Here is a 15,781-nt window from a genome sequence, read left to right on the forward strand (position 1 = left end):
GACCCGTCAGGCAGGGATCTCCTAGGCGCGCAGGCGGAGCCCCCTCGGGGTCGGGTGGAACCCGGCGGACTCCAGGGCGGCGGCCAGCGGGGAGTCGTTGATGGCGGTGCCGTCCGCCCGCTCCACCGTCAGCTTGCCCAGGGCACCGTCGCGGACGGCCAGGGCCAGGGCGTCCACGGCGGGCCGGAGGCGGTCGTCGCCGGTGAAGGAGAGCAGGGTCTTGCCGCCCCGCTCGACGTAGAGCGCCAGGTGCCCGTCCACGAGCACCACCAGCGAGCCGGCTTTCCTGCCCGGCTTGTGGGACACCTCCCCGGGGTGGGCGGGCCAGGACAGGGCCGCGCCGTAAGGGTTGGCCGGGTCGGCCGCCGCCAGCACCACCGCTCGCCGGCCGTTGCCCTCCGGGCTCCGGCTGCTCCACGGGTCGGGCGCCGGTGCCGGCGCGGAGGTGGCGCGCATGCGGTCGACGGCCCCGGGGAGGGCGAACTGGGCACCGCCCAGCCCCTCCACGAAGTAGCCCCGGCGGCACCGGCCACTCTCCTCGAAGGCGCGGAGCACCTGGTAGACCGCGGCGAATCCGCCGGGCAGCCGCTCGGCGGTCACCGCGCCTCTGGTCACCACGCCGTGCCGTTCCAGCAGCGCCTCGGCCTGGGCGTGCGCCCGCTGGGTCGGGTCGTCCGCCGCTCTGGGCAGCAGCCACCAGCGACCGCCCACGGTCGGCGGTCCGCTCCGGGTGGGCAGCACCGGCCGCCGCCTGCGGGTCGTGGCCGGACGGTGGGCGGGACGGCCGGTGCCGAGCGTGGCCCGCAGCGGTGCGAGCGTGTCGCCGGTGATCCGCCCGGCCCACACCAGGTCCCACACGGCGGCGGCGAGCGTCCCGTCATCCGGGACCGATCCGGCCAGGAGGGAGCCGGCGCGGCCCGCCAACTCCCGGAAGAACAGCGCCCCGCCGCCGCCGAGCACCGTAAGGACCGCCTCGTGCAGTGGGGTCATGGTGATCTCCAGCGGGTCCGGCACCAGCAGAGGGGCGGTATCCGCGAAGTACAGCGCCACCCAGCCGTCCCCACCCGGCAACGACCCCTGTCCCGCCCAGACGACCTCGCCGGAGGATGTCAGCTCGTCCAGCAGCGACGGATCGTATCCCGGGACCCGCGAAGGCAGGATCAGCGTCTCCAGCGCCGACGCGGGCATCGCCGCGCCCTGCAACTGCTCGACCGCGCTCACCAGGGCGTCAATCGGCGGTCTGCCCCGCTGTGGGGCGCCGGTGATGCCGTGCCAGGCGGGGGCGAAGGCGGCCAGGGTCTCCGGCGAGACCGGCTCCACCTCCTTGCGGAGCCGGGCCAGTGACCTGCGGCGCAACATCCGCAGCACCCCGGCGTCGCACCACTCCTCTCCCCGGCCGCCAGGCCTGAACTCGCCGTTCACCACCCGGCCGGAGGTGGCCAGGCGGCGCAGCGTGTCAGCGACGACCGCTGGACCGAGGCCGAACCTGGCGGCGGCCGTACCGGCGGAGAACGGGGTGCGCGTGCGGGCGTGCCTGGCGACCAGATCGCCCAGCGGGTCGTCCACCGGCTCCAGGAAGGCATGCGGCACTCCCGCCGGCAGCGGCACGCCGAGCGCGTCGCGCAGCCGGGCGGCGTCCTCGATCGCCGCCCACTGCTCCTGCCCGGCCACCCGTATCCCGATCGCCCTCCGCGCGCTCTCCAGATCGGACAGCCAGACCGGGTCGCCCCCGCGCAGGCTCACGTCGGCCGCGAGGAGGGGACCGTGCGAACGGAGCAGGTCGGCCAGGTCCTCGGCGTCGCGGAGCGGCCGGTCCAGCCGGGCCAGCTCGCGCTCGGTGTCGACGATCACGTCGGGGTCGAGCAGCTCGCGCAGGTCCGCCTGGCCCAGCAGTTCGGCCAGCAGGTCCGTGTCGAGCGCGAGCGCCTGGGCGCGGCGTTCGGCCAGGGGGGCGTCCCCCTCGTACATGAACGCGCCGACGTAGTTGAACAGCAACGACACCGCGAACGGCGACGCCTGGGAGGTCTCGACCTCGACCAGCCGTACCCGCCGCGCCGAGATGTCCCGCATGAGCTGGACCAGCCCCGGAACGTCGTACACGTCCTGCAGGCACTCACGCATCGTCTCCAGCACGACCGGGAACGAACCGTAGCGGCCGGCCACGTTGAGCAGGTGCGAAGCCCGTTGGCGTTGCTGCCAGAGCGGGGTGCGCCTGCCGGGTGCGCGGCGCGGCAGCAGCAGGGACCGCCCCGCGCACTCCCGGAACCGTGCCGCGAACAGCGCCGATCCACCGAGCTCCTCGGTGACGATCTGCTCGATCTCCTCCGCGTCGAAGGTCGCCACGTCCGACGGAGGGCCGGAGAGGGTGTCGGGGATGCGCAGCACGATCCCGTCGTCGGAGTGCACGGCCTGGACGTCGATGTCGTAGCGCTCCCGCAGCCGCCGCCCGATCGCCAGCGCCCATGGCGCGTGCACCCGCGCCCCGTACGGTGAGTGCACCACGACCCGCCAGTCGCCCAGCTCGTCGTGGAACCGCTCGACCACCAGGGTCCGGTCGTCCGGCACGTATCCGGTGGCCTCCCGCTGCTCGGCCAGGTAGGACAGCAGGTTGGCCGCGGCGAACTCGTCGAGCCCGGCCGCCCTGATCCGCCCCAGCGCCTCCTCCCGCGCCGGCTCTCCCCGCTGGCTGGAGCCCGGCTCGGCACCGGAACCGGCGCCCGCGCCGGACATCTCGCGGAGGAACGCGCCGATCGCCCTGCCCAGCTCCGCCGGGCGCCCCGGGCTGTCGCCGTGCCAGAACGGCAGCTTGCCCGGTTGCCCGGGTGCGGGGGAGACCAGCACCCGGTCGGCGGTGACGTCCTCGATCCGCCAGGAGGTCGCGCCCAGCACGAACACGTCCCCGACCCGGGACTCGTAGACCATCTCCTCGTCCAGCTCGCCTACCCGGGAGGATTTCTCTCCGGCCAGGAAGACGCCGAACAACCCCCGGTCGGGGATCGTGCCGCCGTTGGTCACGGCCAGCCGCTGGGCTCCGGGACGCCCCCGCAGGGTGCCGGTGACCCGGTCCCACACGATGCGCGGGCGCAGCTCGGCGAACTCCTCGCTCGGATAGCGCCCCGCGAGCATGTCGAGCGTCGCCTCCAGTGCGCTGCGGGGGAGCGTCCGGTACGGTGCGGCACGCCGTACGACGGCCTCCAGCTCGTCCACCGTCCACTCGTCGAGCGCGGTCATCGCCACGATCTGCTGGGCGAGCACGTCGAGGGGGTTGCGCGGGTAGCGGAGCTCCTCGATCTCCCCGCTTCTCATCCGCTCGGCCACCACGGCCGTCTGGACCAGGTCACCCCGGTATTTGGGGAAGATCACGCCCCGCGAGACGGCGCCCACCTGGTGCCCGGCCCGGCCGATCCGCTGCAGGCCACCGGCCACGCTCGGCGGTGACTCCACACAGGCGACCAGGTCCACCGAGCCCATGTCGATGCCGAGCTCCAGGCTGGAGGTCGCGACGACCGCCGGCAGCCGCCCGGACTTGAGCGCCTCCTCGATCTGGGAGCGCTCCTCCTTCGACACCGATCCGTGGTGGGCCCGCACGATCTCCGGGACCGCCCCCTGGGCGGCCCCGGCCTGCGCCATCATCGCCGCCGGCGTGGACAGGGAGGCGGGGGGAGCGGGGAACCCCTCCGCCCAGTGCGCGGGCTCCGTCATCTCCGTCATCTCCGCCATCTCCGCGCCGCCGGTCCTCCGCTCCCAGGCCAGCTCGTTGAGACGGGTGCACAGCCGCTCGGCCAGCCGCCGGGAGTTGGCGAACACGATCGTCGAGCTGTGGGCCCCGATCAGGTCGAGCAGCCGCTCCTCCACATGCGGCCAGATGGACCGCCGGACCGGGGGCTCGATCAGCCACTGGTCGTCGTCGGGCCGGGATGGGCGCGGGGCGCCGTCGAGCTCGGTCATGTCCTCGATCGGGACGACCACCTCGACCTCGATCACCTTCTCGGAGGGCGGCTGGACCAGCGCAGCCGGGCGGGCGCCGCCGAGGAAGGCGGCCACCTCGCCCACCGGCCGGACCGTCGCCGACAGGCCGATGCGCTGCGCGGGCTCGGGGAGCAGGGCGTCGAGCCGCTCCAGGCTGAGGGCCAGGTGGGCGCCGCGCTTGGTGGCGGCCACCGCGTGCACCTCGTCGACGATGACCGTCTCCACCCCCCGCAACGCCTCGCGGGCCTGACTGGTCAGCAGCAGGAACAGCGACTCCGGGGTGGTGATGAGGATGTCCGCCGGCCTGGCCGCGAAACGGCGCCGCTCCTGCGCCGGGGTGTCACCCGAACGGATCGCCACCGAGATCTCCGGCACCGCGAGCCCGAGTCGTCGCGCGGTCTGCCGCATTCCCGCCAGCGGGGCCCGGAGGTTGCGTTCGACATCCACCGCCAGGGCCTTGAGCGGTGACACGTAGAGCACCCGGCACCGGCCGGCGCCTCCGTCGCCCTCACCCGTGCGCTCCCGGCCTCGCCTGGTGCTCACGGTGTCTCCGCCCGGCCCGCCGACCGTGGTCGCGTGCTCGGCGGCCAGCCGGTCGAGCGACCAGAGGAACGCGGCCAGCGTCTTGCCGGATCCGGTGGGTGCGACCACGAGGGTGTTGTCCCCCCGGGCGATCGACGCCCACGCCCCCTCCTGGGCGGCGGTGGGCGAGGCGAAGGCTCCGGCGAACCACTCCCTGGTCACAGGGCTGAACTGGTCGAGCGCTGATCCGGTCACCGTTCCATAGTGCATGGCTCCACCGACAGAATCCGGCAGCGGACGGAGGCCGTACAGGTAGGGGAAAATCCCGGTGGTCGCACCTTCGACCTCGGTCGCGAGCACGCCGGGGAGGGGTCACACTTGGAGGATGCGCCTGTCGGAGTTCTGGAACCGGATGAGACTGCACTTCGGCGACCCGTACGCGGAGTCGTGGGCCCGCGACTACAACATCGCCGAGTTGGGCGGCCGGACCGTGAACCAGGCGCTGGCCGACGGCATCGCAGCCAAAGACGTCTGGCGGGCTGTGTGCGGGGTGTCCGACGTCCCCGCCCGGCTGCGCTGAGGCGCCGAGGTGAAGGGACGAGTTCCCGCGTCTCCGGTGTGACCGGGCCCACCGGCGGTCCGGCTTCATTCAACGGGGAGCGCCGTCCAGCAGTTTCCTGAGCAGGTCGGCCACCTGGCCGGGGTCCTCGGCGCGCTCCTGGCCGTCCGGCGACCACAGGAAGAGCCAGCCTTCTCCGGCCGGGCAGGCGAAGACGATGATCTGTTTCCGGCTACGCGGATGCCACACCCAGAGCACCGGGGCATCGGCCCCGAGCATGCGGCTCGCCAGCCCCCGGCCGGACAGTTCGGCGGCCAGGGACTCAAGATGGGCCAGGCGTTGCCGGGCGAACGGGGCGGTCACATCGGGCACCTCGGGATCCGTTTGCCTTCAGAATCATCCCAGGTCAGCCCGTTGACAACACGTCTCGCGGAATGTCCGGGAATGTCTCCTCCGGGATGGGGTCCACCGTCTCCTGCGGCCTGCGCCGTCCAGGGAACGCGCGATGAAGTTGAGCGACGATCGAACAGTCGTTCGGCTATATTGGACACGCCGTCACTCGTGGCGGGCTCTTCAGAAAATGTCGGTGGCACCCCGTAGCTTTCTGGCAACCGATTCAACCCGCGACCCTTCAGGGGGCACCCATGGCGGCTAACGACCGCGAGAAGGCGCTTGAGACCGCGCTCGCTCAGATCGAGCGTCAGTTCGGCAAGGGCTCTGTCATGCGCCTCGGCGACGAGACCCGCGCGCCCATCGAAGTGATCCCGACCAGTTCCATCGCGCTCGACGTGGCTCTCGGCATCGGCGGGTTCCCGCGTGGACGCATCATCGAGGTCTACGGCCCCGAGTCCTCGGGCAAGACCACCGTCGCCCTGCACGCGGTGGCCAACGCCCAGCGAGGCGGCGGCATCGCGGCGTTCATCGACGCCGAGCACGCCCTCGACCCGGAATACGCCAAGAAACTGGGCGTCGACACCGACGCGCTCCTCGTCTCCCAGCCCGACACCGGCGAGCAGGCGCTGGAGATCGCCGACATGCTGATCCGGTCGGGCGCCGTCGACCTGCTGGTCATCGACTCGGTCGCGGCACTGGTGCCCAAGGCCGAGATCGAGGGCGAGATGGGCGACAGCCACGTCGGCCTCCAGGCCCGTCTGATGTCCCAGGCACTGCGCAAGGTCGCCGGCGCGCTCAACAACACCGGCACCACCGCGATCTTCATCAACCAGCTCCGTGAGAAGATCGGCGTCATGTTCGGCTCGCCCGAGACCACGACCGGTGGAAAGGCGCTGAAGTTCTACGCCTCGGTCCGTCTCGACATCCGCCGCATCGAGACGCTGAAGGACGGCACCGAGGCGGTCGGCAACCGCACCCGGGTGAAGGTCGTCAAGAACAAGATGGCCCCGCCCTTCCGCGTGGCCGACTTCGACATCCTCTACGGTGTCGGCATCTCCCGCGAGGGCGGCCTGATCGACATGGGCGTCGAGCACGGCTTCGTCCGCAAGTCCGGCGCCTGGTACACCTACGAGGGCGACCAGCTCGGGCAGGGCAAGGAGAACGCCCGTAACTTCCTGAAGAACCACCCCGACATGGCCAACGAGATCGAGAAGAAGATCAAGGAGAAGCTCGGCATCGGCCCGCGCCTCGACAGCCCGGCCACTCCGCCGCCCGCGGCTCCCGTTTCCGCACCGGCTTCCGCCGCGTCCGGTCGCGGCTCCAAGGCGGCCACCCCCAAGCCGGGTGACGTCTGAACCGGGTTGACCGATGACGACGGGACCTGACTCCGGTCCGGCTGACGTGGCCGGACCGCGGGACTGGGGGGCCTGGGCGGACGTGCCGGAGAAGCGGTCCCGGGGCTCCTCCGCGGAAGTCCTGCCCGACGGGCCGGTCGAGGGTTCTCCGGCAGGCCAAGGACCGGCCGCGGATCCCCAGGCCGTCGCGCGCGCGATCTGCCTGCGGTTGCTGACCATGGCGCCGCGCACCCGTGCCCAGCTCGCCGAGGCGCTGCGTAAGCGTGAGGTGCCCGAGGAGGCGGCCGAGGCCGTGCTCGAGCGGTTCTCCGAGGTCGGGCTCATCGACGACGAGGCGTTCGCTGCGGCATGGGTGAGTTCGCGCCATGCCGGGCGAGGTCTCGCCCGCAGGGCACTCGCCTCGGAGCTGCGTCACCGCGGGGTGGACGAGGATACCGTCAAGGAGGCGGTGGGGCAGCTCGACTCCGACCAGGAGGTGGAGACGGCCAGAAGGCTCGTGGCGCGCAAGCTTTCGTCGACCCGCGGTCTGGAGCCGGCGGCCAGGACGCGGAGGCTGGCCGGCATGCTCGCCCGGAAGGGATACGGTCCCGGCCTGGCCTTTCGCGTGGTCCGCGAGGCGCTTGAGAGCGAAGAGGCGGAAGATCCTACGTTTTCGGCGGAGTCCGATTACCTCTATGACGGATAAAAGCACGTCGGGACGGTAAGCGTGCGGAGCACCTGACGGATGGCGTTCCGCCGCGGTAGCCGGGGCTGTCACGTCCCGGGGAGGCCGGAAATTCGACGATTCCCCTTGCTTAACCGGGGATGAACGGAGAAAAATCATCCCCTCAGGTTTAGCAAGTCCCTAATGCTTCTTTGCTTGCTTGTTACCTCTTTGACGCCTAATCTCGACTGCAGTGAGGAGTTACTCCGCAGTGCGGATTGTCATAACGGTGAATTACGGACGAGCAAGCTTGACGGATGTGGGCAACCGGTGTGTCGGCGGAAACAGCCGGCCCGATGGCGGACCTGAGTTGATATCTGTCCTGGTGGCGCCAGCGCTTGGACATTCCGTGCCGTGTGTGTGACCCCTCGCGTGCTTGGTATCTGCGACGCGAGGAGGGCGGGGCGCGCATGGATCCGGTTGTGGTCGTCACACTGGCGGGGGCGGTTGCGGTCCTTGCCGTGGTGACGGCAGTCGCGCTGATCGTGTTGCTGCGCCGCACCGGTGGAGTAGGCGGCAGGAGCGGCCCTTCCCCCGAACAGGAGGCCGAGATCCAGGCCGTTCTGGAGGAGGCCAGGTGTGAGGCCGCCGATATCCGCGCCAGAGCCCAGAACGACGCGGAAGAGGTTCTGCGCAAGGCCGAACTCGCCGTCGAAACAGCCGCCGATCTACGCAGAGAGGCCGAGGCCGAAAGCCGGGTGCTGAAGTACGAGCTCAAGGAGTTCCGGTCCGACCTTGAGCGCAGGGAGAACCGGCTGGCCGAGCGGGAACAGCGCCTCGATGAGGAGGCCGGACGACAGGCCGACCGGGCGCGGAAGCTCGCCGAGACGGAGACCCAGCTCGCCGGCCGTCGCGAGGATCTGGAACGGGTCGCCCAGGAACGCAGGGCCATTCTGGAACGGGTGGCCGGGCTCACCGGCGAACAGGCCAGGTCCGAGCTGGTCCGGGAGATCGAGAACCAGGCCAAGCGTGAGGCCGCGCTGATCGTCAGGGAGATCGAGACCGACGCCCGCAAAGAGGGTGAGAAGCGGGCCACCAAGATTGTCACGCTGGCCGTCCAGCGCGTGGCCGCCGAGCAGACCGCCGAGTCCGTCGTCAGCGTCCTGCACCTGCCCGGTGACGAGATGAAGGGGCGCATCATCGGCCGCGAGGGCCGTAACATCCGCGCGTTCGAGTCGACCACCGGGGTAAACCTGATCATCGATGACACGCCGGAGGCGGTGCTGCTGTCGTGCTTCGACCCGGTCCGCCGTGAGACCGCCCGGCTGACGCTGGAGAAGCTCGTGCTCGACGGGCGCATCCACCCCCAGCGGATCGAGGAGGCACACGAGCGCAGCAAGGCCGAGGTTCAGGAACTCTGCGTGCGCGCCGGTGAGGACGCCCTGATGGAGCTCGGCATCACCGAGATGCACCCCGAGCTCATCACCCTGCTCGGCCAGCTCCGCTACCGCACCTCCTACGGCCAGAACGTGCTCGGCCACCTCGTCGAGTCCGCCCACATCGCCGGGATCATGGCAGCGGAGCTGCGGCTCGATCCGATGCTGCTCAAGCGCTGCACGGTCCTGCACGACATCGGCAAGGCCCTCACCCACGAGGTCGAGGGCAGCCACGCACTCATCGGGGCTGAGATCGCCAGGCGGTACGGCGAGCACGAGGACGTCGTCCACGCGATCGAGGCCCACCACAACGAGGTCGAGGTCAAGACCGTCGAGGCTGTTCTCACCCAGGCGGCCGACGCCATCAGCGGTGGCCGCCCGGGAGCCCGGCGTGAGTCGCTGGAGGCCTACGTCAAGCGGCTGGAGCGGCTGGAGGAGATCGCCACCTCCTACGACGGCGTCGAGAAGGTCTTCGCCATGCAGGCGGGCCGGGAGGTCCGGGTCATGGTGAAACCCGACTCGGTCGACGACATCCAGGCCCAGGTGATCGCCCGAGACGTCGCCAAGCAGGTCGAGGAGGAGCTCATCTATCCCGGCCAGATCCGTATCACGGTCGTGCGCGAGTCCCGTGCCACCGAGTTCGCCCGCTAATGGCCCGGCTCTGAAGTCCGTGCGCGATCACCGGAAGATCTGCTGGTAGAAGGCCAGTTCGGTGGCCAGCGCCGCGCTGCGTGTCTCGACGCGGCGGAAACCATGGGCCTCGCCCTCGAAGGTGAGGTAGGTGCAGGGGACGCCGCGTTCGGCGAGGGCGTCGGCGAACGCCTGAGACTGGGCCGCGGGGACCACCGGATCGGACAGGCCCTGCAGGAGCAGCATGGGGCAGCTCACCCCGGCGGCCCGGCCGAGGGGCTCGCGTGAGCCGTACAGGACGGGGTCCGCGGAACCCACCAGCCATTCGACGTAGCGGGACTCGAAGTCGTGGGTGGTCGCGACGAACGAGGCGAGGGCGCTCACGCCGTAGTAGGAGACCCCGCCGGCGAACACGTTGGACGCGCAACAGGCCGCCATGACCGTCCAGCCGCCCGCGCTCCCACCCCGGATCGCGATCCGTGCCGGGTCTGCCAGACCCTCCGCGGCCAGCCATTCGGCGGCGGCGATCGAGTCGTCCACGTCGACCACCCCCCATCGGCCGCGCAGCCGGTCGCGGTAGGCGCGGCCGTAGCCGGTGGAGCCGCCGTAGTTGACGTCGAGCACACCGATGCCCCGGCTGGTGAAGAGCGCCTTCTCCAGGTCGAGCGCGCTGACGCTGTGCCCGGTGGGGCCTCCGTGAACGAACACGACGTATGGCGGAGCGCCGTCGCCGCGTGCCTTCGGATTCGACGGCGGGTAGAGGAACGCGTGTATCCGGCCGCCGAACCTGCCCTCGACCTCCACGGCCCGCGTGCGCGGCAGGTAGGCGATGTCGGGCAGCTCGTCGACGTCGCGGCGGAGCGTCTGCGCCTGCCCGGTCACGGCGTCCACCCGGACGATCGACCGGGGCACCGCCGTGCCGTACCCGATCCCGGCCAGGACGTGCCCGTCGGAGGCGAGAACCGGGTCCCAGCCGTCGTAGGGCACCTCCAGGTCGGTCAGCACGCCACTGTCCGGGTCGAGGATGCCCAGCCGCAGATCTCCCTGCCCGTGCAGGACCGCGATCCGCCCGTCGGCCAGCACCCGGTACGGCGTGGCGCCGAGCTGCCACAACGGCCCGGCGAACTCCTCCTCCACCGGGTGGAGCGCCTGGCATGACGTGCCGTGTATCCCGATCTGGTAGAGGTTCCACCAGCCCGACCAGTCGGAGATCAGATAGAGATGCCGGTTGTCGCGCCACTGCGGGGCGAGCACCGACTCGGAGGACCCCCCCTTGACCGTCCAGGAGGAGCCGTCGGCCAGTCGGGTGATCCGCAGCTCGGTGCCGTTCCACGGCATGCGGGGGTGGTTCCAGCAGATGTGGGCCAGATGCTCGCCGTCAGGGGAGATTGCGAGGGAGGCGTAGAAGTCACTCCCGCTGACCCGCTCGCGCGGCGCCTCGCCGCCGTCCAGCGGGACGGACACGATCGAACGGCTGATCCCGCCGTCGTGGTGCCGTTCCTGGACGCACCAGACCTGCCCGTCGTGGACGATCATGTCCGCGTAGCGGAGCCCGGACTCCCGCTCGGGCTCCGGCGTGATCGGCCGGGGTTTCCCGCCGGGAGGCAGCAGGTAGAGCCGCTGGTCGGTGAGGTTGGCGAACACCACGCCGCCCCCGGGGACCACCGCGTAGGAGCGCCCGCCGTACTCGTGGACGCGGGTCCTGGCGCTCCACGGCGCGGCCAGCAGCTCCCGGACCGTGCCGCCCGCGTCTCGGTGCACGATCGTGGTCCGGCCGCCTTCGGCGGGGCGGTCCTCGGTCCACCACACCTCCTCACCGAGCACCGTCGGGAATCCCAGGCGCAGTCCGGACCGGGCCACCCCGGTGCTGGAGATCGGGGAAGGCCAGATGGCGTACGGCAGGACGACCTGCTCGGGGGACATGGCGTAATCCTGCCCGATAACCCGGCGCCTGTCGTCGGTATGGCGAGCATCCGGCATGACATGCGGTAACTCGGGGTTTCCGGACGCCGGAGGGCGGCCACCACGACCGGTGGCCGCCCTCGGACGGAATCCGGGCAATCCACCCCGACAAGTGGACCGCCCTTGGACGGAACCAGGCAGATCCACTGCGGCTGGTGACCGGCCGGGTACGGAACCGGATATCACCGCGGCTGGTGACCGTCCTGGTGCGGAACCGCGTCAGCCCACCGCGGACATACTGTCTCCGGCGCCCGGCATCACGACCGCTCCGGGCGGAACGATCGGCGTGGCCGAGGTCTTCCGGCTGCGGCGGCTGCGCTTCTCCAGCCAGGTGGCGATGGCGCTGAGCGTCATGTTGAGGCCGACGTAGATGATCCCGATGACAATCGCGGCCGGGATGAGGGACCCGAAGTTGACGGCAGGTATGATCTTGAAACCCATGTTCAGCAGGTCGACGTAGGCGATGATGTAGCCGAGCGCCGTGTCCTTGAGCAGCACGACGAGCTGGCTCACGATCGCCGGCATCATCGCCGTGACGGCCTGCGGGAGCAGGATCAGCCGCATCACGCCGCCCTTGCGGAGCCCGATCGCGTAGCCCGCCTCGGACTGGCCCCTGGGCACGGCACGGACGCCGGCCCGGACGATCTCGGCCAGGACCGAGCCGTTGTAGAGGGTCAGGCCGGCCACGAGCGCGATCAGGGTGTAGTCACCGCCACCGAGCACGCTGGGTGCGAGATAGAAGATGAAGAAGATCAGCAGCAGCAGCGGGATCGAACGGAAGATCTCGACGACCGCGCCGGCGGGGATTCTGATCCACTTGTGATCGGAGAGCCTGGCCAGACCGAAGACCGCGCCGAAGACCAGCGCGAACACCGCCGCGAGCCCCGCGGCCTTGAGGGTTCCGAGCAGGCCGGGAATGATGTAGTCGACCCAGGTGGAGGCGTCGAGGAACGGCCGCCAGATCTTGCCGTCCCACTGGCCCTTCGCGTCGAACCTGGCGTAGACGAAGTAGACGATCGCCGCCAGCCCGACCGCCGCGAGGAGGGTCAGGGCGTTGTTGCGCAGCCGCGCGCGCGGCCCCGGCGCGTCGAACAGGACACTCGCCTGGGAGCTCATCGGACCACCGCCAGCCGGTTGGCCAGCCACCCGGTGAAGAAGCCGATCGGCAGGGTGAAGACCATGAACGCGACGACGAGCCCCAGGAAGATGGGGATCGAGGCGCCGGTGTCGTCAAAGGTGTCCTTCATGACGAACGCCGACTCCGCCAGATAGCCACCGGCCATCGCGACGGTGGTGTTCTTGATCATGGCGATCATCACGCTGCCCAACGGGGCGATGACCACCCGGAAGGCCTGCGGGAGAATGATCATCCTCAGGGACTGGAAGAAGGTGAGCCCGATCGCCCGGGCGGCCTCTGCCTGTCCCAGCGGGACCGTGTTGACGCCGGCGCGCAGCGCCTCGCAGACGAAGCTCGCCGTGTAGATCGACAGTCCCAGCACCACCAGCCAGAAGGCGTTGCTGCCCGGCTCGTCGGAGAAGATCAGGCCGAGGGTGTCGCTGAGGCCGAGCGCGGAGAAGGCCAGGACCAGGGTCAGCGGCGTGTTCCGCACGATGTTGACGTAGGTCGTTCCCACCGCGCGCAGGACCGGTGTCGGCGAGACTCGCATTGACACCAGGACCGTGCCGAAAATCAGCGACAAGACTGCGCAGATCAGGGAGAGCTGCACGTTCTCCAGAAAGCCCGCCAGCAGGTCCGGCGCGTATTTGATCAGATCATCCATCGTGCTCCACCAGAGGACGGCAAGCGGCCGGTGCCCCGGAGGCCGGGCCACCGGCCGCTGCGTAAGGTCGGATTAGGCGCAGGGCTCGAACGCGGGAGCGTCCGTGGGCAGCGTGAGACCCTGGATCTTGCCGAACCACTTGTCCAGCAGCTGCTTGGCGGTGCCGTCCTGGTACATCTTGGTGATGGCCGCGTTGACGGCCTCGCAGGTCTTGGTGTCGCCCTTCTTCAGGCCGACGCCGTACTTCTCGTCGGTGAAGGGGTCGCCGAGGACCTTGAAGTTTCCACCGGAGTCGGCTGCCTGGACGGCGAAACCGGCGAGGATGAGGTCGTCCGTGGTGACGGCGTCGAGGTTGCTGCCGCTCAGCTTGGCCACGCACTCCGAGTAGTTGGCGGCACCGACGAGCTGGGCGTCGAGGTCGAGCTTGCCGTCCGGCGGCGGGTCGGTGATCCGCTTGTAGGAGTTGGATCCGGCGGCCTGGCAGATCCGCTTGCCCTTCAGATCGGTGGCCTTGGTGATGCTGGCGTCGTCGCCGCGGACCATGGTGTCCTGGTGGGCCACGATGTACGGCCCGCCGAACGACACCTTCTCCTTGCGGCTGTCGGTGATGGAGTAGCTCGCGAAGATGATGTCCACGGTGCCGTTGGCGAGGAAGGCTTCACGGTTGGAGGAGGCGGACTCCTTCCAGTCGATCGCGACGTCTCCGCCGCCCGCCAGCTCCTTCACGACATATTTGGCCACGTCGACGTCGAAGCCCTCCGGCGCGGCACCCTTCTTCAGGCCGAGACCCGGCTGGTCCCACTTGGTGCCGACGACAATCTTCTTGCTGTCCTGCACCTTCTCGGCGACCGACGAGTAGGTCTTGTCACCGCCACAGGCCGCGAGGCCCATCGTGAGCGCGCTCACGGCCGCCAGTGCCACACCGACACGTAGTACTCGCATGTTCCATTACCTCATTCTTCTCTGGGGGGAGCAGCTGGCCAAGAGGACTTCAGTGCGTAAGGATCTTGGAAAGGAAGTCCTTCGCCCGATCCGTCCGCGGGGTGGTGAAGAACTCCTCGGGGGTGTTCTCCTCGATGATCTGGCCCTCCGCCATGAACACCACGCGGTTCGCCGCGCGGCGGGCGAAGCCCATCTCGTGGGTGACGACCATCATCGTCATGCCCTCCTGGGCGAGGCCGATCATGACATCGAGCACCTCCTGGACCATCTCCGGGTCCAGGGCCGAGGTCGGTTCGTCGAACAGGATCATCTTGGGATCCATGGCCAGGGCGCGGGCGATGGCCACACGCTGCTGCTGACCTCCCGAGAGCTGAGCCGGGTACTTCGACGCCTGGGCGCCGATCCCGACCCGTTCCAGCAACTCCATGCCCCGGCGCTCGGCCTCGGCCTTGGCGGTGCCGCGGACCTTGATCGGCCCGAGCGTGACGTTCTCCAGGATCGTCTTGTGCGCGAACAGGTTGAAGGACTGGAACACCATGCCGACCTCGGACCTGAGCCTGGCGAGCGTCTTGCCCTCCGCCGCGAGCGGCTGCCCGTCAAAGGTGATCGTTCCGCTGTCTATCGTCTCCAGCCGGTTGATCGTCCGGCACAGGGTCGACTTGCCGCCGCCCGAGGGGCCGATGACGACGAGGACCTCGCCACGAGAGATCGTCAGATTGATGTCCCGCAGGACATGCAGGTTACCGAAGTGCTTGTTGACATCCGCAAGCACAACCAGAGGAGTTGCGTCCCCGTTCTCCGTCATGCTTGACAACGTAATTCCGTGAGAGCACCCCGGGCTAACCCTGCGGTACCGATCAGATCACGACCGGCCGGTTTCGAGTAAAACTTGACTCAGCGTCTGGATCAGATCTCCGCGAGAGCTGCCGGATCGAGCATCACTTTGAACGGCTCGGTGAAGTCGGCGGTTGCACCCGCGGAGACGCGGTGGGTGAGTTGGTACTCCCCATTCTCGTCGAGCACGTAAGTGAAGATCACCGGAAGTTCGTCATTGCCCTGGCCGCGGAACGGTCTCATCTCGATGCGCCAGAAGTGTGGAATGCCCGCCTCTGCGTACTTCGCATGCTTGATTCGACGGTCTGTGGCCGTGGTGGACTTGGAGACGATCTCCACGACCAGGTGCACCCACTCGGGCTGGGCGATGTCTGCGCCCTCTTCGAACGGTGCCTTGTCGACCACCATCAGATCGGGAATGACTCCAGGCTTACGGTCCAGGAGCAGGCCTGTGGCAGTGACCGGCACCATCTCCTCTGGTGAGAAGCTTTCCAGGAGATTCTGGAGGCGATCTCCAAGGCGCTGGTGCCTGAAAGATGGGGCGGGGGACACGATGAGGCTCCCGTCGACGAGCTCGTAACGACTGCCGTCGTCCCGCGAGTTGAGCTCGAACCACTCATCGACAGTGAGCTCGCCCGGGGTGCCCCAGATGCTGTCCGACGTCGGCGCCGCCTTCTTCCTGTGCGGCTTCTTGGCCTTCACTGGCGCCTCCGAGGTCTGCACGGGCATCGCCATCGCGGGCTCACCACTCTCAG

General features: G+C 69.6%; 12 protein-coding genes. 4 read left to right on the forward strand and 8 right to left on the reverse strand.

The window, feature by feature from the left end; genetic code table 11:
- Positions 1-21: 21 nt before the first annotated feature.
- Positions 22-4,761: an ATP-dependent helicase gene (locus ACIN94_RS15275; RefSeq protein WP_400705864.1), complete on the reverse strand. Its 4,740-nt coding sequence runs from the start codon at positions 4,759-4,761 to the stop codon at positions 22-24.
- A gap of 115 nt (positions 4,762-4,876) precedes the next feature.
- Between ACIN94_RS15275 and ACIN94_RS15280 the strand changes: the two genes are divergently transcribed.
- A complete protein-coding gene (locus tag ACIN94_RS15280) occupies positions 4,877-5,071 on the forward strand; it encodes a DUF3046 domain-containing protein (RefSeq protein ID WP_400705384.1) in 195 nt (64 codons plus the stop codon).
- A 69-nt stretch (positions 5,072-5,140) separates the two neighbouring features.
- On the opposite strand, the gene ACIN94_RS15285 is transcribed toward ACIN94_RS15280, so the two are convergent.
- Positions 5,141-5,413 carry a hypothetical protein gene (locus ACIN94_RS15285; protein ID WP_400705387.1) on the reverse strand — a complete coding sequence of 91 codons (273 nt, stop codon included), beginning with the start codon at positions 5,411-5,413 and terminating at the stop codon, positions 5,141-5,143.
- A 281-nt stretch (positions 5,414-5,694) separates the two neighbouring features.
- On the opposite strand from ACIN94_RS15285, the gene recA reads away from it, so the two are divergent.
- The 3 genes from recA (at position 5,695) to rny (ending at position 9,528) form a co-directional block, all read left to right on the forward strand.
- On the forward strand, positions 5,695-6,798 hold the full coding sequence (gene recA, locus ACIN94_RS15290) for a recombinase RecA (protein WP_400705390.1): 1,104 nt from the start codon (positions 5,695-5,697) through the stop codon (positions 6,796-6,798).
- A gap of 13 nt (positions 6,799-6,811) precedes the next feature.
- Entirely contained in the window at positions 6,812-7,483 is a 672-nt protein-coding gene (recX, locus tag ACIN94_RS15295) for a recombination regulator RecX (protein ID WP_400705393.1), read from the forward strand.
- A gap of 428 nt (positions 7,484-7,911) precedes the next feature.
- Positions 7,912-9,528 carry a ribonuclease Y gene (gene rny, locus ACIN94_RS15300; RefSeq protein WP_400705396.1) on the forward strand — a complete coding sequence of 539 codons (1,617 nt, stop codon included), beginning with the start codon at positions 7,912-7,914 and terminating at the stop codon, positions 9,526-9,528.
- A gap of 27 nt (positions 9,529-9,555) precedes the next feature.
- On the opposite strand, the gene ACIN94_RS15305 is transcribed toward rny, so the two are convergent.
- The 6 genes from ACIN94_RS15305 to ACIN94_RS15330 form a co-directional block, all read right to left on the reverse strand.
- Positions 9,556-11,430, reverse strand: a complete 1,875-nt coding sequence (locus ACIN94_RS15305; RefSeq protein ID WP_400705399.1) for a prolyl oligopeptidase family serine peptidase — start codon at positions 11,428-11,430, stop codon at positions 9,556-9,558.
- Between the two features lie 258 nt (positions 11,431-11,688).
- A complete protein-coding gene (locus tag ACIN94_RS15310; protein ID WP_400705402.1) occupies positions 11,689-12,585 on the reverse strand; it encodes an amino acid ABC transporter permease in 897 nt (298 codons plus the stop codon).
- The gene (locus tag ACIN94_RS15315; RefSeq protein WP_400705405.1) at positions 12,582-13,250 is read right to left on the reverse strand and encodes an amino acid ABC transporter permease; all 669 of its coding nucleotides are present in this window, start codon (positions 13,248-13,250) and stop codon (positions 12,582-12,584) included. Before ACIN94_RS15315 ends, ACIN94_RS15310 begins: the two co-directional genes overlap by 4 nt.
- Before the next feature lie 72 nt (positions 13,251-13,322).
- Positions 13,323-14,192: a glutamate ABC transporter substrate-binding protein gene (locus ACIN94_RS15320; protein WP_400705408.1), complete on the reverse strand. Its 870-nt coding sequence runs from the start codon at positions 14,190-14,192 to the stop codon at positions 13,323-13,325.
- A gap of 49 nt (positions 14,193-14,241) precedes the next feature.
- A complete protein-coding gene (locus ACIN94_RS15325; RefSeq protein WP_400705411.1) occupies positions 14,242-14,997 on the reverse strand; it encodes an amino acid ABC transporter ATP-binding protein in 756 nt (251 codons plus the stop codon).
- 101 nt (positions 14,998-15,098) lie between these two features.
- Positions 15,099-15,761 (reverse strand): Uma2 family endonuclease, encoded by a 663-nt coding sequence (locus ACIN94_RS15330; RefSeq protein ID WP_400705414.1) that lies wholly within the window; start codon positions 15,759-15,761, stop codon positions 15,099-15,101.
- Positions 15,762-15,781: the final 20 nt, after the last annotated feature.

Origin of the sequence: Streptosporangium sp. NPDC087985 (genome assembly GCF_044741965.1) — a bacterium.
GTDB lineage: Bacteria > Actinomycetota > Actinomycetes > Streptosporangiales > Streptosporangiaceae > Streptosporangium.